This is a genomic window from Streptosporangium sp. 'caverna' (genome assembly GCF_003203775.1).
GTDB lineage: Bacteria > Actinomycetota > Actinomycetes > Streptosporangiales > Streptosporangiaceae > Streptosporangium > Streptosporangium subroseum.
The window spans coordinates 2,766,704-2,784,300 of record NZ_CP029711.1 but is presented as its reverse complement, the minus strand read 5'-3'; the positions used below and the strand labels follow the sequence as shown (position 1 = coordinate 2,784,300).

Genomic DNA, 17,597 nt, shown 5'->3' with positions numbered 1-17,597 from the left:
CTCCGGCCGCTGGGCGGGGCCTGCGAACCGCGAACCATCCGGCCTCGGCCGGGTCTCCCGGCCCGCAGGGCCGGGAGGGATGTCTAAAGAGAGCTCTCCTCCAGGTCCGTCCGATGCCGGGTGGCCGCCCCCGGCGGGCGATGGGCCAGCCCGACCGCGTCCGCCAGCCGATGGAACCCCCGGGCGGCCAGGAGCTCCTCCAGCTCGCGCAGGATGCGCAGGCAGGCATATGGGTCGTGGAACAGCGCCGTGCCCACAGCGACGACGCAGGCGCCCGCGAGGATGAGTTCGAAGGCGTCCCTGCCGGTCAGCACGCCGCCCATGCCGATGACGGGCACGCTGGGCAGGGCGGCGTGGACCTGCCACACGCAGCGTACGGCCAGCGGCCGGATGGCGGGGCCCGACAGGCCGCCGGTGACCGCCGCGAGCGAGGGACGCATGGCCTCGGTGTCGATGCTCATGCCGAGCGGGTTGTTGATCATCGAGAGCGCGTCGGCGCCGGCGTCCACGCACGCGCGGGCGACGCTCACGATGTCCATCACGTCCGGGGAGAGCTTGGCCACCACCGGCACGTCGTAGCGCATCACCGAACGCACCGAGGCGATCACCTCGGCCGAGGCCGCGCCGTCTCGGGCGAAGACCCGGCCCCGGTCCTCGATGTTGGGGCAGGACAGGTTGACCTCCACCGCGCTGACACCGGGGGCGTCGGTGAGCCTGCGGGCGAGCGCGGTGTATTCGGCCACGGTGCCGCCGGCGATGGACACCACGGTCTTGACGCCCCGCTGGTCCAGCCAGGGCAGCTCGCGCTCCAGGAAGGCGTCCACGCCGGGCCCCTGGAGCCCGATGGCGTTGAGCATGCCCGAGGGGGTCTCCGCCATCCTGGGGGTCGGACGGCCCGCCCTGGGGGCCATCGTGATCGACCGGGTGGTCAGCGCGCCGATCCGGCCCAGGTCGAAGAACTGGGAGAGCTCGGAGCCCGATGCCGCGCACCCCGCCGCCGTGGTGATCGGATTGATCAGTTCCACGTGCCCGAGGTACGTCCGCATGTCAACCGACATTCCGTGTTCCCCCACCGGGCGCTCCCAGCGCGTCGAACGGGATCGTTCCCACATCGTCGAAGCGGACGCGCTCGCCCCGGAAGACCGGTCCTTCGACGCACGAGCGCACCATCCGGGTTACACCGTCGTCTCCGATGACCGGAAGAACGCAGGTCATGCAGACGCCGGTCCCGCACGCCATCTGCTCCTCCACGGCCACCTGGACGGGAATGTCGAACTCGACCGCCACCGCGGTGACGCCGCGCAGCATCGGCATCGGGCCGCAGGCGTAGACCGCGTCGGCCCGGACGTCGGCGATCACACCGGGCAGCACGTCGGTCACCCGGCCGCGCATGCCCACGGATCCGTCCTCGGTGGTCAGCGTGGTGGTCTCCCCCATCCTCCTGGCGCGCAGGGCGCCGAACACCCGGTCGGCCGAGACCGCGCCGAGCACGAAGTCGACGCGGCAGCCGCGCTGCTGGAGGGCGTCGGCCACGGGGAACAGCGTCGCCGAGCCGTACTCCCCTCCGACCAGGACGCAGGTCACCGGGTCCCGCGGCAACGGGAACGGGCGGCCGAGCGGGCCGACCAGGTCCAGGGTGTCACGGGCACGGCGCTCGGCCAGCCAGGCCGTGCCCGGGCCTCGCACGGTGAAGACGAACTCCACCGTGCCGCCGTAGTCGGGTTTGACGTCGTGGACGGAGAAGGCGCGGCGCGTCAGCATCGACGTCTGGGCCCCGCCGACGGCCACTCCCACGAAGTGGCCGGGCCGGAACCGCTCGGCGATGCCGGGCGCCACCACGGTCAGCGCATGGTAGGCGTCGACCCGGCGCGTCGTCAGCACCGTGCCCGTCACCTGTACCGGAGTAACAGGCGTCTCCCTCACCTCCGCTTAAGGCATCGACCCCACAGGGGAACGAACCCTCCCCTCAGCTACTCCGCAACCGCCTGGCGTGCTCCTGAAGTGACCGTACGCCGATGTCGCCGCGGACGATCGCCTGGATGCCCTGCACCGCCGCGGCCAGGCCCTGGACGGTCGTGATGCAGGGAATGCCCCGCAGCACGGCCGCGGTGCGGATCTCGTAGCCGTCCAGCCGCGGCCCGGACTGGCCGGGGCTGCCGAAGGGCGTGTTCACGATGAGATCCACCTCCCCATCCAGGATGCGCCGGACGATGGTCGGCTCGCCGTCGGATCCGGTTCCCTCGCTCTGCTTTCGCACGATCTTGGCATGGACGCCGTTACGGCGCAGCACCTCGGCCGTTCCCTCGGTGGCCAGGATCTCGAAACCGAGGTCGGCGAGAGCCTTGACCGGGAAAATCATCGCCCGTTTGTCCCGGTTCGCGACTGAGACGAACGCTCGTCCCTTGACGGGCAGCGATCCGTAGGCGGCGGCCTGCGACTTGGCGTAGGCCGTGCCGAAGAACTCGTCGATGCCCATGACCTCGCCCGTGGAGCGCATCTCGGGGCCCAGCACGATGTCGACGCCGCGGAACCTGTTGAACGGCAGCACCGCCTCCTTGACCGCGATGGGCGCGTCCAGCGGCATGGTGCCGCCGTCGCCCTCGGCCGGGAGCATGCCCTCGGCCCGCAGCTCGGCCACCGTGGTGCCCATCATCACGCGGGCCGCCGCCTTGGCCAGCGGCACCGCCGTGGCCTTGGAGACGAACGGCACCGTACGGCTGGCGCGCGGGTTGGCCTCCAGCACGTAGAGGATGTTGGCCGACATGGCGTACTGCACGTTCAGCAGGCCGCGCACGCCCACGCCCCTGGCGATGGCCTCTGTGGCGGCTCGGATGCGCTTGATGTCGTAGCTGCCGAGCGTCATCGGGGGCAGCGAGCACGCCGAGTCGCCGGAGTGGATGCCGGCCTCCTCGATGTGCTCCATCACGCCGCCGAGGTAGAGCTCCTCGCCGTCGAACAACGCGTCCACGTCGATCTCGACGGCCTCGTCGAGGAACTTGTCCACCAGCACCGGGTGGTCGCTGGCGGCCTCCGCCTTGCCCATGTAGGAGCTCAGCGTCTCGTCGTCGTAGACGATGGCCATGCCGGCGCCGCCCAGGACGTAGGAGGGCCGGACCAGGACCGGGTAGCCGATCTCCTCGGCGATCGCCAGGGCCTCGTCCACGGTCACCGCGACGCCGTGCTTGGGCGCGGGCAGACCCGCCTCGGCGAGGACCCGGCCGAACGCGCCGCGCTCCTCGGCGAGATGGATCGACTCCGGCGAGGTGCCGACGATCGGGACCCCGGCGTCCTTGAGGGACTGGGCCAGGCCGAGCGGGGTCTGGCCGCCGAGCTGGACGATGACGCCCACGACCGTGCCGGTCTGCTGCTCGGCGTGGACGACCTCCAGGACGTCCTCCAGGGTGAGCGGCTCGAAGTAGAGCCGGTCGGAGGTGTCGTAGTCGGTGGAGACCGTCTCGGGGTTGCAGTTGACCATGACGGTCTCGTAGCCCGCCGCCGACAGCTCGAAGGAGGCGTGCACGCACGCGTAGTCGAACTCGATGCCCTGGCCGATCCGGTTGGGCCCCGAGCCGAGGATGAGGACCTTGGGGCGGTCGCCGTACGGGACCTCGGTCTCCTCGTCGTAGGTGGAGTAGAGGTAGGGCGTCTGGGCGGCGAACTCGGCGGCGCAGGTGTCGACGGTGTTGTAGACCGGCCGGACGCCGAGCGCGTGGCGCAGGTCGCGGACCCGGGGCTCGGTCATGTCGCGGAGCTCGGCGATCTGCACGTCGCTGAAGCCGTGGCGCTTGACCTTCGTCAGCACCTCGGCGGTCAGCTGGGGCGCCTCGCGCAGCTCCGCCGCGACCTCGTCGATCACGTACAGCTGGTCCAGGAACCACGGGTCGATCGAGGTGGCGTCGAAGAGCTCCTCGGCGGTGGCCCCGGCCCGGATGGCCTGCTGCATGGTGAACAGGCGGCCGTCGTGCGGGATGCGGCAGGCCGCGAGGAGGTCCTCCTTGGCCCCCGGCTCCCCGGCCCAGGTGAAGACCGCCCCCTTCTTCTCCAGCGAGCGCAGCGCCTTCTGCAGGGCCTCGGGGAAGGACCTGCCGATGGCCATGGCCTCGCCGACCGACTTCATGTGGGTCGTCAGGGTCGCGTCGGCCCCGGCGAACTTCTCGAACGCGAAGCGCGGCACCTTGACCACGATGTAGTCGAGCGAGGGCTCGAACGACGCCGGGGTCTCCTTGGTGATGTCGTTGGGGATCTCGTCCAGGGTGTAGCCGATGGCCAGCTTCGCCGCGATCTTCGCGATCGGGAAGCCCGTGGCCTTCGAGGCGAGCGCGCTGGAACGTGACACGCGCGGGTTCATCTCGATGACGATCATGCGCCCGGTGCGCGGGTCGACGGCGAACTGGATGTTGCAGCCGCCGGTGTCGACGCCGACCTCGCGGATGACCGCGATGGCGACGTCGCGCATGTTCTGGTATTCGCGGTCGGTGAGGGTCAGGGCGGGGGCCACGGTGACGCTGTCGCCGGTGTGCACGCCCATCGGGTCGATGTTCTCGATGGAGCAGACGATGACGACGTTGTCGGCCCGGTCGCGCATGACCTCGAGCTCGTACTCCTTCCACCCGATGATGGACTCCTCCAGGAGCACCTCGGTGGTCGGAGAGGCGTCGAGGCCCGCTCCCCCGATGCGGCGCAGCTCGCCTTCGTCGTAGGCGAACCCGGAGCCGACTCCGCCCATCGTGAAGGAGGGCCGCACGACCACCGGGTAGCCCAGCTCGCCCGCGGCGGCCAGGCACTCGTCCATGGTGTGGCAGACGAAGCTGCGGGCCGACTCCGCGTTGAGTCCGCTCTCCTTCGCGACCTTGGTCACGATGCCCTTGAACAGCTCGCGGTTCTCGCCGGCCTGGATGGCGTCCACGTCGGCGCCGATCAGCTCGACCTGGTACTTGGCCAGGATCCCGGCCTCGTACAGGTCGATCGCGGCGTTCAGCGCGGTCTGGCCGCCGAGGGTGGCCAGCAGCGCGTCGGGGCGCTCCTTGGCGATGATCTTCTCGATGATCTCCGTGGTGATCGGCTCGACGTAGGTGGCGTCGGCGAACTCGGGGTCCGTCATGATCGTCGCCGGGTTGCTGTTGACGAGGATCACGCGAAAGCCCTCGGCGCGCAGCACGCGGCAGGCCTGGGTGCCCGAGTAGTCGAACTCGCATGCCTGGCCGATCACGATCGGCCCTGAGCCGATCACCATGATCGACTGGATGTCCGTGCGCTTAGGCACCCTTGCTTCCCTTCGTGTTCGTGGTCACGCTCGGCCTCTCGTGCACCGCGCCGGCCACTTCGATCCCTGTTCCCCGCGCCTGTTCCATCAATGCGCAGAAATCGTCGAACAGACCCGCGGAGTCGTGCGGGCCGGCCGCGGCCTCGGGGTGGTACTGGACGCTGTAGGCCGGGCGGTCGATCAGGCGCAGGCCCTCGACGCAGTCGTCGTTGAGGTTGACGTGGCTGACCTCCGCCGGGCCGTACGACGTGTCGAAGGTCCCCTCCAGGGGAGCCTGTACGGCGAAGCCGTGGTTGTGCGCGGAGATCTCCACCTTGCCGGTGCGCCGGTCCTGGACCGGCTGGTTGACCCCGCGGTGGCCGTAGCGCAGCTTGTAGGTGCCCAGGCCCAGGGCCCGGCCGAAGATCTGGTTGCCGAAGCAGATGCCGAAGAACGGGATGCCCGCGTCCAGGACCCCTCGAAGCGCTTCGACCGGCCCGTCCGCGGTGGCGGGGTCGCCGGGGCCGTTGGAGAAGAAGACGCCGTCCGGGTCGAGCGCGAGGATCTCCCCGGCGGTGGTGGAGGCCGGCAGGACGTGCACCTCGCAGCCGCGCTCGGCCATCCGGTGCGGGGTCATCGACTTGATGCCGAGGTCGACGGCGGCCACGGTGAAGCGCTTCTCCCCGATCGCGGCGACGACGTAGGGCTCCTTCGTGGAGACCTGCTGCGCCAGGTCCGCGCCCTCCATGCCGGGGCTGCGAAGGACCCGTTCCAGGAGCTCCTCGACCGGGGCGAGCGCCGCGCCGGAGAAGACCCCGGCGCGCATGGCGCCCCTCTCGCGCAGGTGCCGGGTGAGGGCGCGGGTGCCGGAGATGGCGATGCCGACGACGCCCTGCTCCTTGAGGTAGTCGTCCAGGGAGCGGCCCGCGCGCCAGCTGGAGAAGACGCGGGCGGGCTCGCGGACCACGTAGCCGGAGACCCAGATCCGCGAGGACTCCGGGTCCTCGTCGTTGATCCCGGTGTTGCCGATGTGCGGCGCGGTCATCGCGACGATCTGGCGGTGGTAGGAGGGATCGGTCAGGGTTTCCTGGTATCCGGTCATCCCCGTGTTGAAGACCATCTCGCCGAAGGTCTCGCCCTCGGCGCCGTAGGGGATCCCGTGGAAGACACGTCCGTCTTCCAGCACAAGCACTGCGGTCACTCAAACACCCCGATCATCTCGGTCATTGCTCCGCAAAGTATGAAATATCCGATGTTCTGGAGGAGCGTCTCTCCACGATGTGGGACGCCCTCACCCGGCGGCAGCATCCTCAGCGTCCTCGGCGTCCTCGGCGTCGTTGTCGGAGGCGTCACGCGAGCTTTCCGTTCAGGACGGTCGGCTTGCCCCTTAGGAAGGTGGCCATGACGCGTCCGGGGAGGGTCCTGCCCTCGTAGGGCGTGTTACGGCTCTTGGAGGCGTAGCCCGACGGGTCCACCTCGCCGCGCACGGAGGCGTCGTAGAGGGTGATGTTGGCCGGGGCGCCGACCTCGATCGACCGGCCGTGACCCCGGAGGCGTCCGATCCTCGCGGGGGCGAGCGACATGCGTTCGGCGACGCCGGCCCAGTCGAGCAGCCCGGTCTCCACCATGGCCTCCTGAACCACCGACAGCGCCGTCTCCAGACCGATCATGCCCATGGCCGCGGCGGCCCACTCGGTCTCCTTGTCCTCGACCGGGTGCGGGGCGTGGTCGGTGGCCACGCAGTCGATCGTGCCGTCGGCCAGCGCCTCGCGCAGCGCCTCGACGTCCGCGCGGGTGCGCAGCGGCGGGTTCACCTTGTAGATCGGGTTGTAGGCGCCGACGGGAGAGTCCTCGACGAGCTCGTCGGTGAGGAGCAGGTGGTGCGGGGTCACCTCGGCGGTGACGTCCCAGCCCTTCGACTTGGCCCAGCGGAGGATCTCCACGGAGCCCGCCGTGGACACATGGCAGACGTGCAGGCGGGAGCCGACGTGCGCGGCGAGCAGGCAGTCGCGGGCGATGACCGCCTCCTCGGCGACCGCGGGCCATCCGGTCAGGCCGAGCCTGCCGGAGACCGCGCCCTCGTTCATCTGCGCGCCGGAGGTCAGGCGCGGCTCCTGGGCGTGCTGGGCGACCACGCCGTCGAAGGCCTTGACGTACTCCAGCGCGCGGCGCATGAGCACCGCGTCGGAGACGCATTTGCCGTCGTCGGAGAAGACGCGGACCTGCGCGGCGGAGTCGGCCATCGCGCCGAGCTCGGCCAGGCGCTCGCCTCCGAGGCCGACGGTGACGGCGCCGACCGGCTGCACGTCGCAGTAGCCGGCCTCCTGGCCGAGACGCCAGACCTGCTCGACGACGCCGGCGGTGTCGGCGACCGGTTCGGTGTTGGCCATGGCGTGGACGGCGGTGTAGCCGCCGAGGGCCGCGGCGCGGGTGCCGGTGGCGACGGTCTCCGCGTCCTCGCGGCCGGGCTCTCGCAGGTGGGTGTGGAGGTCGACCAGGCCGGGCAGGGCGATGAGCCCCCGGGCCTCGACCGTCTCGTCGCCGGTCAGCTCCTGGCCGATCTCGGCCACGACCCCGTCGCGGATCAGGATGTCCTGCGGCTCGCCGCCGAGGATGCTCGCGCCCTTGATGACGATGCTGCTCACTGAATCTCTCCCCCGAGGTCGGCGCCGCCAAGCAGCAGGTACAGGACGGCCATGCGTGTGGTCACACCGTTGGCGACCTGCTCGACGATCGTCGAGCGCGGCGAGTCGGCCACCTCGGCCGCGATCTCCATTCCGCGGTTCATCGGGCCGGGATGCATCACGATGGCCTCGTCGGGCATCCGGGCGACCCGGTCGCGGTCGAGGCCGTAGCGGCGGCTGTACTCCCGCTCGGTGGGGAAGAACGCCGCGTTCATGCGCTCACGCTGCACGCGCAGCATCATCACCACGTCGGACTTGGGCAGCACGGCGTCGAGGTCGTAGGAGATCTGGCACGGCCAGGAGTCCACGCTCACCGGGAACAGGGTCGGCGGGGCGACCAGGGTCACCTCGGCGCCGAGCGTGCTGAGCAGCAGCACGTTGGAGCGGGCCACCCGGCTGTGCAGCACGTCGCCGACGATGGTGATCTTCCTGCCGTCCAGCGAGCCGAGGCGGCGGCGCATGGTGAAGGCGTCGAGCAGTGCCTGGGTGGGGTGCTCGTGGGTGCCGTCACCGGCGTTGACGACGCTGCCGCGCACCCAGGTGGCCAACCGGTGCGGCGCGCCGGAGGCGCCGTGCCGGATGACGACGGCGTCCGCGCCCATCGCCTCCAGGGTGAGCGCGGTGTCCTTGAGCGACTCGCCCTTGGAGACGCTGGAGCCCTTGGCGGAGAAGTTGATGACGTCGGCCGACAGCCGCTTGGCCGCGGCCTCGAAGGAGATCCTGGTCCGGGTGGAGTCCTCGAAGAAGAGGTTCACCACGGTACGGCCGCGCAGGGTCGGCAGCTTTTTTATGGAACGTTCCGAGATCTTCGCCAGTTCGTCGGCGGTGTCCAGGATCAGCAGGGCGTCGTCGCGGCTCAGGTCGGCCGCCGAGATCAGGTGCCGCTTCACTTCTCGTCCTCCTTCAGCAGCAGGACCGCGTCGCGGCCGTCGTTCTCCTCCAGATAGACCTTGACGATCTCGGACTTGGAGGTCGGGAGGTTCTTGCCCACGTAGTCGGGCCGGATGGGCAGCTCGCGGTGCCCGCGGTCCACCAGGGCGGCGAGCTGGACGGCCTGCGGACGGCCCAGGTCGTTGAGCGCGTCGAGCGCGGAGCGGACGGTGCGGCCGGAGTAGAGGACGTCGTCGACGAGGACGACGATCTTGCCGTCTATGCCGTCGGCGGGCAGCTCCGTGCGGCCCAGCGCGCGGGCGGGGCGGAGGCGGAGGTCGTCGCGGTACATCGTCACGTCGAGGGATCCGACGGGCACGGAACGGCCCTCGAACTGCCTGATGTGGGCGGCCAGGCGGTGGGCCAGATGGACGCCCCGGGTGGGGATTCCCAGCAGGACGATGTCCTGCGCGCCTTTGGTGCGCTCAAGGATCTCGTGGGAGATGCGGATCAGCGCGCGGTTGATGTCAGGCCCTTCGAGGACCGCACGTGCGCTGCTCTGAGCATGCGAAATGGCATCAGCCAAAGAAAACACCACCTTTCCCGCCTCACAGGACGGGGCTTAAAGGAAGCCGACGCCCCCACGGTAGCAGCCGGAGCCTGACTCCTCGGAATCACCCCCTTAGCTCACTGACATGGACAAACCACCAACACGGCTCGATGCGCGGCCCCGTCGACGGCACGGGTTTCGCCCCCTCCCCCACGGGGATCTTTTCGGTATTACTCATGAATTTGGGTGATATGTGAGATTTGTGCCAATAAGCGTGAAGTGGGAGGATCTTGTCATGATCGCCCGCGCGCCCTCGCCGGAGAGGAGACGATCCGTGATGATCCGGCTGACACAACCGAAGCGCCCGGGCACGGCGCACGCGGCCTCCCGGCGGCCGCCGTCCCCGTCGACCTCGTGGGCTCCGGTGACTTCGACGGGATCCCTCTGATCACCGCCTCCGCCCCGCATGTCTCGCACCGTCCCGCCGTTCCGGGAGGGCAGGCCCCGCCTCCGGGGCCCCGGGGGCGGGGCCTCCGCACCCCGGACGATCTCGTTCGCGACGACGAAGGAAGACCATGACTTTTCACGTCGGTTCCGAAGTGGGCCGCCTTCACCAGGTCCTGCTGCACAGGCCCGAGCTGTCCCTGAAGCGGCTCACCCCCTCGAACATGCACGACTTCCTCTTCGACGACGTGCTGTGGGTGCAGCGCGCGGTGGAGGAACACGAGGAGTTCCAGGGAGTGCTGCGCGACCGCGGCGTCGCCGTCCACCTGCTGACGGATCTGCTGCGCGAGACGATCGACATCCCCGAGGCCCGCAAGTTCGTCCTCGACCACATCATCGACGAGCGGTACTTCGGGCCGATGGCCGTCGACGCCCTCCGCAACGCGCTGGACGCGATGGACTCCGCCGAACTCCAGCTGTATCTCACCGGGGGCATCACCAAACGCGAGCTCGTGGAGAGAGGTATCGACCCCAAGAGCCTCGCGTTCCACACGCTCGCGCCGGACGACTTCATCCTGCCGCCGCTGCCCAACCACCTGTTCACCCGTGACACCTCCTGCTGGATCTACGACGGCGTCTCCATCAACGCGATGAAGAAGAAGGCCCGCCAGCGCGAGACCGTGAACTACGAGGCCGTCTACCGCTACCACCCGCTGTTCGCCCCCGGGTACGACAGGCCGGGCGAGGGCGGCTACAACGTCTGGATGTCCGGGCTGCCCGCCGCGCCGGCCACGATCGAGGGCGGCGACGTGCTCGTCATCGGCCGGGGGGCGGTGCTGGTCGGGATGAGCGAGCGCACCCAGCCGCAGGCCGTGGAGATGCTCGCGCGGAGCCTGTTCGCCAAGGGGTCGGCGGAAAAGATCGTCGCGTTGAACATGCCGAAGGCGCGGGCGTTCATGCATCTGGACACGGTCATGACCAACGTGGACGTCGGGGTGTTCACCAAGTTCGCGGGCCTGGGCATGCTGCCCTCCTACACGGTCGAACCCGGGGACAACGAGAAGGAGCTCAAGATCACCGATCACGCTCCCGAGGACATGCACCGGGCCATCGGGCGGGCCATCGGCCTGGACGACATCAAGGTCCTCACCCCGACGCAGGACGTCTACTCGGCCGAGCGGGAGCAGTGGGACGACGGCTGCAACGTGCTGGCCCTCGAACCCGGCGTGGTCGTCGCCTACGAGCGCAACACCACCACCAACAACTTCCTGCGCGGCCACGGCATCGAGGTGATCACGATCCGGGGCAGCGAGCTCGGCCGCGGCCGCGGCGGCCCCCGATGCATGAGCTGCCCGCTCGAACGCGACGGAATCTGAACAGAACATGACCCGGAACCCGATGAAAACCGACCGGAAACTGGAATGAATCCGGGGAGAGAGACAGGCGCCATCACCTCGCCCCGCACCACCCGGACACGGGAGGACGTGTTCTGACCGAGGGTCCCCGCCCGCCTTCCGGCGGACAGGGCCCGGCCGGCCCCCCTGACAGACGGATCATCGCCGCACAGGCAGGGGAGGGAGACGACACATGGCTTCCGTGGACATGGCTTCCGTGGCGCATCGGCTGTTCCGCACCAAACCCACCGACCAGATCATCGCCGAGGGCGGCCACGGCGAGGGCGGGGAGCTGCGCCGGACCATGACCCTGTGGCAGCTCACTCTTTTCAGCGTCGGCGCCACACTCGGCACCGGCATCTTCGTCATCCTCGGCCAGGCCGTGCCCAAGGCGGGACCCGCGGTGGTGGTCGCCTTCGTGCTGGCGGCGATCACGGCCCTGTTCTCGGCCCTCTCCTACGCCGAGCTGGCCGGCACGATCCCGGTCGCCGGCTCGTCCTACTCCTACGCCTACGCGACCCTGGGCGAGCTCGTGGCATGGGTGTGCGGCTGGTGCCTGATGCTGGAGTACGCCGTCTCGGTGGCGGCGGTGGCGGTCGGCTGGGGCGAGTATCTCAACCACTTCTTCCGGGACCTGTTCGGCTGGGAGCTGCCCGCCTCCGTCACCCACTCCCCCGGCGTCCAGGGCGGCGTGCTCAACCTCACCGCGATCCTGATCGTCCTGCTCGCCACCTGGCTGCTGCTGCGCGGCGCCTCCGAGAGCGCCACCGCCAACGCGATCTTCGTGATGATCAAAGTCGTGGTTCTCGTGTTCTTCTGCCTCGTGGCCTTCACCGCCTTCAGCACGGGCAACCTGACGCCGTTCGTCCCCATGGGGATCGCCGGCATCACCGCCGCCGCCTCGCAGGTGTTCTTCTCCTACATCGGCTTCGACGCGGCCTCGACCGCCGGGGAGGAGGCCAAGAACCCCAGGCGGGACCTCCCCCTGGCGATCGTCTTCTCGCTCGTCATCGTCACGGTCGTCTACGTGGCGGTGGCGCTGGCCGCCGTCGGCGCCATGCCGTGGCGGCAGTTCGACCCCGAGAGCACCGAGGCCAGCCTCGCCCTGATCGCGGACCGGGCCACCGGCGCCACCTGGCCGGGCCTCATCATCTCCTTCGGCGCGGTCGTCGCCATCGCCAGCGTGGTCCTCACCGTGCTGTACGGCCAGACCCGCATCCTGTTCGCGATGGCACGCGACGGCCTGATTCCGAAGATCTTCGAGAAGGTGGATCCGCGCCGCCAGGTCCCGGTGGCGAACACGCTCATCGTGGCCGCGTTCGTCTCCGTGCTCGCCGGGTTCATCCCGCTGGGCCAGCTCGCCGAGGCCACCAGCATCGGCACCCTGTTCGCCTTCGCCATCGTCAACGTCGGCGTGCTGGTGCTCCGCCGCACCCGGCCCGACCTGCCTCGCAGCTTCAGGACCCCGTTCTTCCCGATCACGCCGATCCTCGGCGTGATCTTCTGCGTCATCGTGATGCTCGGGCTGGCGGGGGTCACCTGGCTGGCCTTCGCGATCTGGATGCTGGTCGGCCTGGCCGCCTACTTCCTCTACGGCTACCGCCACTCCCGTCTCAACCGGAGCCTCGGATGAAGATCGAACACGTTCTCGCCGGATTCGTTCCCGAGTCTCGGTGCCGGGACGGGCTGGCGCTGGCCGTACTGCTGGCCAGGCAGGCCGGCGCCCGGCTGACGGTCGCCTACGTCCACCCGCCCGCCTGGACCACGCCCGGCCCCGGGAAGATCGACGCCGAATGGCAGGCGTACATCGCCGAGCAGACCGCCCAGACCCTCGAACAGGCTCGGCGACTGCTGGCGGAGGTGCGGGACGTGCCGATCGACTACGTCTCCCACGGCAACCGGGGCAGCGGGCGCGGTCTGGCCGAACTCGCCGCCCGGACGGACGCCGACGTGGTGGTCATCGGCTCGGCCCCGCGGGGCGGCCGGAGCCGCATCTCCCTCGGCAGCACCGCCGACCAGCTCCTGCACGGCTCTCCCGTGCCCGTGGCGCTGGCTCCCAGGGGGTACGGCACCTCGCCCCCACCCGGGCTCCGGCAGCTGACGGTGGCCTACCGGCGCGATCCGGCCGCGGGCCAGGCCGTCAGGCAGGCCGTCACGCTCGCCACGCAGCTGGACGTGCCGCTGCGCCTGATCACCCTGGTGGTGAGCGGCGGGCGGCACTCCGTGGTCAAGGAGATGCTCGCCCGGGTGCGCGAACAGGTCGCGGCCGACCTCGAGACGGTGGCACGCGGTCACCGGCCGGTACGGGCCGAGGTGGAGGTGCTGGAGGGCAGGGACGTCGCGGCGGCGCTCGCCGGCGTCGACTGGCCCGCCGGGGCGATGCTGATCTGCGCCTCCAGCCAGGCAGGGCCGTTGCGCCGGGTGTTTCTTGGCGATGTCTCGTTGAAGATCATACGCTCGGCGCCGTGCCCGGTGATGATGTTGCCCAGAAACCTGCAAAAGAAGTCGAAATCTGGTGAAAAGTCGGGAAACACGTGAGAGTTCACGATGTGGAATAGGACAAGTGTGGCGTTTGAGGCGGACCACACCGGACCGGATTCGACATCTTTTTTCCAATCAGCTTGACCTTAGGCTCCCACAGCTTTACCGTCACTGTCCGTAACCACACCTCGCGGCGTTATCGGGTGAACCCTGACGCTCTGGTCACCGAAGGTGCCTACCCCGGGCACCAACCCGGTGGATGGGGCATAAGTTGCGAGGTAGCACAATCAAGTTGAGAGCAGCACATAGAGAGCCGGGGGGCCAACCGATGCCGTCTGAGTACGCCAAGTCGCTGGGTGCACGACTCCGCGCCATTCGCACCCAGCAGGGCTTGTCCCTGCATGGAGTCGAAGAGAAGTCCCGTGGACGCTGGAAGGCGGTTGTCGTTGGCTCCTACGAGCGCGGCGATCGCGCTGTCACCGTGCAGAAGCTTGCCGAGCTGGCTGATTTCTACGGGGTGCCGGTCTCGGAGTTGCTGCCCGGGGGAGCCGCTCCAAGCCCCCTGGGTCCGACACCGAAACTTGTGATCGACCTTGAGCGCCTTGCCCAGCTCCCCAAGGAGAAGGCGGGTGCGCTTGCCCGTTACGCGGCCACCATTCAGAGCCAGCGTGGCGACTACAACGGCAAGGTGCTGTCCATCCGTCAGGAGGACCTCCGCTCGCTCGCCGTAATCTACGACAAGTCCCCCACCGAGCTCACCGAGGAGCTCATCAGCTGGGGCGTCCTGGACCCCGAGGCACGCCGCGCCGTCGAGGCTTTCTGACGGTCGTCCGGTCGTGGGTGCGCCGGGGTCCGGCGTGCCCACCCCACCGGAAATCCTGCTCTCAGCGGAACATCGCCTTCATTCCACCGCAGGCGACAGTGGTTGTGGTAGGAAAAGGCAAACATGCATTTAGCGAGATGTGGTGGACATGGCTTCGGGAGAGGATCGGCACGACCACTCTCGACCGCGCCCGAAGAGCCGTCGCCAAGCCGTCATGGCGTCCCTGGGATCGACCAGGACGCGCGCCTTCCTGAGGCTGCTGGCGTCCATCGGCACCAGTAGGACCCAGGACACCCTGAAGCTCCTGCCGTTCGTGGTCATGGGCGCGGTGGCCGTCGTCGACCTCGCCTCCGGCCCCACCGCCGGCCTGCTCTCCATGCTCGCCCTGGGCCCGGCCTTCGCCAGCGTGGCCTGTGGCCTGGCGCGCACCACACTGGTCGGTGCCGTCGCCCTGGCGCTGTTCGTCGCTCTCGGCCTCTACAACGACATCCTCTGGACGTCCCGCACCAACATCACGATGATCGCCATCCTCGGCGTCACCATCGCCAGCGTGCTGGCCAGCGCCGGGCGGCTCCGCCACGAGCGGCAGCTCGCCGACGTCCGCTCGGTGGCCGAGGCCGCCCAGCGGGTGCTGCTGCGGCCGGTGCCGCGCCGGGCGGGGCCCGGGATCGGTGTGGCCGTCTCCTACACCTCGGCCACGGCGGAGGCCAGGATCGGCGGTGACCTGTACGAGGTGGTCACCACCCCGCACGGGGTCAGGATCATCGTGGGAGACGTCCAGGGCAAGGGCCTGGAGGCCGTGGAGACCGCCGCGGTGGTGCTCGGCGCCTTCCGGGAGGCGGCCCACGACGAGGGCAAGCTCCAGGGCGTGGTGGTCCGCCTGGAGAACGCCCTGACCCGGGAGCTGTCCGGCGAGCAGTTCGTCACCGCCGTGCTCGCCGAGATCGGCGCCGGCTCCACCATCACCGTCATCAACTGCGGCCACCCGTCGCCCATGGTGCTCTCCGCCGACGGCAAGAGCTGGTTCGCCGATCCGCCGGACGAGGCGCTCCCCCTGGGCATGAGCTCGCTGAAGGCCATCGAGCCCATGCCGTACCACATCCCGTTCGAACCGGGCGGCCAGGTGCTCTTCTACACCGACGGGGTCATCGAGGCACGCAACGGAAGGGGTGCGTTCTATCCCCTGTCCTCGCGGGCGCACCTGCTCAACGGCTCCGACCCGCAGCTCTCACTGGACGCCCTCCGCGCCGACCTGCTCCGCCACGTGGGCAGGCCGCTGGGCGACGACGCCGCCATGCTCCTGCTGCGCCACCGCGTCACCTACCCGACGGCCTCCGCCGCCGCCTAGGCTCTTCCTCCGGCCGTGCCGTTCAGGTCATGCCCTGACCCCTGACCGGCCCCGCCTTCCACCGGAAGAGAACACGATCAACCCGCGAGGGGCACGCGGCCCGGCAACCTGGGCTGCGTGGGCACGCCGAGCAGCTGCTCCACCGCCGTGACGAACCGCTCCGCCTCGGAGATCAGCTCCTCCGCGTCCCGCGACGACACCACGCGCGTCATCCCGGCCTCGGCCGAGGCCCGCTTGGCCGCGCTCACCTCGAAATACGGCGCCCAGTCGGCCAGCCTGGGCTCGGCCTCGGGCAGCAGCTCCCAGGCACTGCGAAGCCGGCGCCTGCGGCCGTCCATGGGACGGGGTCGTGCGGCCAGGATCGCCGCGGCGGCCCTGAGTGCCGCCAGGTGGGCGGCGACGTAACGCGTGGCGGAAGTCTGGGCGGCGGCCGCCTCATCGAGGCAGTCGCGCGCGTCTGTGAGGTGTGCCCGCACCGTAGGGGACAACCGGGGCCCACCGGAATCGCTGAGCCGAGGGGTCATGTGCTTCAGCCTCCTTGGTCGCAAGCGGCTCCCGGCGATTTCGCCGGTGAAGTCACACTTGCAGACCCCACCGACAAATTCACCGGGCGGCCGGACGAGGAGCTTCCCCTCTCCCCGCCCGCCGCGACCTGGCCCGATCGACTCCCGCCGATGACATGGACCAGATCGACCCGCCCTGGACGCGGGTCACGAACCCCGCGTCATTACATCGAACATAAATTCGATCACTCATAGTGTCAAGTAAAACCACGAACAAAAGTTCGATCTTCGTTGAAAAGCAAAAGCCCCGGGAGATCAAAATCTCCCGGGGCCTTCACCTGCGACTATCGGACGAACCTGCCCCGAACGTGCACGGGAACCCCCGTGCCGACCAGGCCGGGAAGGACCTCCGCCACCTGCATCGGCAGTCGAACACAACCGTGAGAAGCCGGTGCCAGAGGCACGGACAACGCGCCGTGGAAGGCGATGCCGCCGTTGAAGAAGATCGGGTTGTAGAGCTGGCCCAGATAGGACTTGTGCCAGCCGTCCCTCCGCCAGGTCGTCTTGTAGTCACCGGTCGGCGTGCGGGCGTCACCGCAGAACCGCTGGGGCTTCCCCTGCCAGGTGGCCGTCTCGCAGTACGCGATCCCGCTGCCCGAGGAGATGTGGCTGATGAGCTTCACCCGGCCGTTGACGTAGAGGACCAGCAACTGCTTGGCGAGGTTGACCTCGACCCTGGTCGGCTTGCCGCCCGGCACCAGCACCTTCGGAGCCCGCGGGATCTCCATCGCGTTCCAGGTCCTGCTCGCCACGGTGCTGGTCGGCGAGATGCCGTTGACCTTCTGGAAGGCCCAGACCGCCGACAGCGTCGACCCGCCGTACCGGCCGTCGATCCTGCCCGGCGCGTAGCCGAGCTCCGCCAGCCGGGTCTGGAGCACCTTGACCTCGGTGCCCTTGGCCCCGACCTTGAGCGTCTTGCCGGGCGCGGCGAACCTGGACGCCTCGACCCTGGACGCCGCCGTGGACACCTCGGCCTTCGCCACGACGACCGGGGCCGCCGAGGTGACGGACTGGGCGTTCGCGACTCCGGCGGATGAGAGAAGCACGGCGCCCGCCGTCATAAGCGCGGCCACTCCGAGCCGTTGTCCAACCCTCACTTAAAATCAACCCCTTACATCGCTAGAGATCGAATCAAGGGACCATAGCGTACGAACCGCCTACGTCGGCCAGAGGTAATGAAGCGGTAATGCATGGTCAA

At 69.4% G+C, this 17,597-nt stretch carries 14 protein-coding genes; 5 read left to right on the top strand and 9 right to left on the bottom strand.

The genetic code is table 11. The features are described 5' to 3' along the window. Window positions 1-83: 83 nt before the first annotated feature. From DKM19_RS12270 to pyrR, 7 genes are all read right to left on the bottom strand, one after another. The gene (locus tag DKM19_RS12270) at window positions 84-1,058 is read right to left on the bottom strand and encodes a dihydroorotate dehydrogenase (protein WP_110695807.1); all 975 of its coding nucleotides are present in this window, start codon (window positions 1,056-1,058) and stop codon (window positions 84-86) included. Then, the gene (locus tag DKM19_RS12265) at window positions 1,048-1,881 is read right to left on the bottom strand and encodes a dihydroorotate dehydrogenase electron transfer subunit (protein WP_239514209.1); all 834 of its coding nucleotides are present in this window, start codon (window positions 1,879-1,881) and stop codon (window positions 1,048-1,050) included. The genes DKM19_RS12270 and DKM19_RS12265 overlap by 11 nt, the downstream gene beginning before the upstream one ends. Window positions 1,882-1,966: 85 nt before the next feature. Further along, complete coding sequence (gene carB / locus DKM19_RS12260; protein WP_110695805.1) at window positions 1,967-5,263, bottom strand: carbamoyl-phosphate synthase large subunit; 3,297 nt, start codon at window positions 5,261-5,263, stop codon at window positions 1,967-1,969. After that, complete coding sequence (gene carA / locus DKM19_RS12255; RefSeq protein ID WP_239514208.1) at window positions 5,256-6,443, bottom strand: glutamine-hydrolyzing carbamoyl-phosphate synthase small subunit; 1,188 nt, start codon at window positions 6,441-6,443, stop codon at window positions 5,256-5,258. Before carA ends, carB begins: the two co-directional genes overlap by 8 nt. 148 nt (window positions 6,444-6,591) lie before the next feature. Next, the gene (locus tag DKM19_RS12250; RefSeq protein ID WP_110695804.1) at window positions 6,592-7,887 is read right to left on the bottom strand and encodes a dihydroorotase; all 1,296 of its coding nucleotides are present in this window, start codon (window positions 7,885-7,887) and stop codon (window positions 6,592-6,594) included. Further along, window positions 7,884-8,816 carry an aspartate carbamoyltransferase catalytic subunit gene (locus DKM19_RS12245; RefSeq protein ID WP_089206204.1) on the bottom strand — a complete coding sequence of 311 codons (933 nt, stop codon included), beginning with the start codon at window positions 8,814-8,816 and terminating at the stop codon, window positions 7,884-7,886. The genes DKM19_RS12250 and DKM19_RS12245 overlap by 4 nt, the downstream gene beginning before the upstream one ends. Continuing rightward, complete coding sequence (pyrR, locus tag DKM19_RS12240; protein WP_239514207.1) at window positions 8,813-9,382, bottom strand: bifunctional pyr operon transcriptional regulator/uracil phosphoribosyltransferase PyrR; 570 nt, start codon at window positions 9,380-9,382, stop codon at window positions 8,813-8,815. The genes DKM19_RS12245 and pyrR overlap by 4 nt, the downstream gene beginning before the upstream one ends. 539 nt (window positions 9,383-9,921) lie before the next feature. Here pyrR and DKM19_RS12235 point away from each other — a divergent pair. The 5 genes from DKM19_RS12235 (at window position 9,922) to DKM19_RS12215 (ending at window position 15,836) form a co-directional block, all read left to right on the top strand. After that, window positions 9,922-11,166, top strand: coding sequence for an arginine deiminase (locus DKM19_RS12235; RefSeq protein WP_110695803.1), 1,245 nt, complete (start codon window positions 9,922-9,924; stop codon window positions 11,164-11,166). Window positions 11,167-11,377: 211 nt separating this feature from the next. Then, window positions 11,378-12,817, top strand: a complete 1,440-nt coding sequence (locus DKM19_RS12230) for an amino acid permease (protein ID WP_369988692.1) — start codon at window positions 11,378-11,380, stop codon at window positions 12,815-12,817. Then, window positions 12,814-13,722 carry a universal stress protein gene (locus DKM19_RS12225; protein ID WP_110695802.1) on the top strand — a complete coding sequence of 303 codons (909 nt, stop codon included), beginning with the start codon at window positions 12,814-12,816 and terminating at the stop codon, window positions 13,720-13,722. Before DKM19_RS12230 ends, DKM19_RS12225 begins: the two co-directional genes overlap by 4 nt. Before the next feature lie 271 nt (window positions 13,723-13,993). Continuing rightward, a complete protein-coding gene (locus DKM19_RS12220) occupies window positions 13,994-14,488 on the top strand; it encodes a transcriptional regulator (protein ID WP_089206207.1) in 495 nt (164 codons plus the stop codon). A 214-nt stretch (window positions 14,489-14,702) separates the two neighbouring features. Beyond that, the gene (locus tag DKM19_RS12215; RefSeq protein ID WP_110695801.1) at window positions 14,703-15,836 is read left to right on the top strand and encodes a PP2C family protein-serine/threonine phosphatase; all 1,134 of its coding nucleotides are present in this window, start codon (window positions 14,703-14,705) and stop codon (window positions 15,834-15,836) included. Window positions 15,837-15,913: 77 nt separating this feature from the next. Here the strand turns inward: DKM19_RS12215 and DKM19_RS12210 are convergent, their stop codons facing one another. Beyond that, complete coding sequence (locus DKM19_RS12210; protein ID WP_110695800.1) at window positions 15,914-16,360, bottom strand: SAV_6107 family HEPN domain-containing protein; 447 nt, start codon at window positions 16,358-16,360, stop codon at window positions 15,914-15,916. 323 nt (window positions 16,361-16,683) lie between these two features. Next, window positions 16,684-17,445, bottom strand: a complete 762-nt coding sequence (locus DKM19_RS12205; protein WP_239514206.1) for a L,D-transpeptidase family protein — start codon at window positions 17,443-17,445, stop codon at window positions 16,684-16,686. Window positions 17,446-17,597 lie beyond the last annotated feature (152 nt).

What these genes read in the sequence shown, in the direction of transcription:
- DKM19_RS12270 (WP_110695807.1), bottom strand. Translation starts at nt 1,058, where the DNA reads ATGTCGGTTGACATGCGGACGTACCTCGGGCACGTGGAACTGATCAAT.
- DKM19_RS12235 (WP_110695803.1), top strand. Translation starts at nt 9,922, where the DNA reads ATGACTTTTCACGTCGGTTCCGAAGTGGGCCGCCTTCACCAGGTCCTG.
- DKM19_RS12230 (WP_369988692.1), top strand. Translation starts at nt 11,378, where the DNA reads ATGGCTTCCGTGGACATGGCTTCCGTGGCGCATCGGCTGTTCCGCACC.
- DKM19_RS12225 (WP_110695802.1), top strand. Translation starts at nt 12,814, where the DNA reads ATGAAGATCGAACACGTTCTCGCCGGATTCGTTCCCGAGTCTCGGTGC.
- DKM19_RS12220 (WP_089206207.1), top strand. Translation starts at nt 13,994, where the DNA reads ATGCCGTCTGAGTACGCCAAGTCGCTGGGTGCACGACTCCGCGCCATT.
- DKM19_RS12215 (WP_110695801.1), top strand. Translation starts at nt 14,703, where the DNA reads ATGGCGTCCCTGGGATCGACCAGGACGCGCGCCTTCCTGAGGCTGCTG.
- DKM19_RS12210 (WP_110695800.1), bottom strand. Translation starts at nt 16,360, where the DNA reads ATGACCCCTCGGCTCAGCGATTCCGGTGGGCCCCGGTTGTCCCCTACG.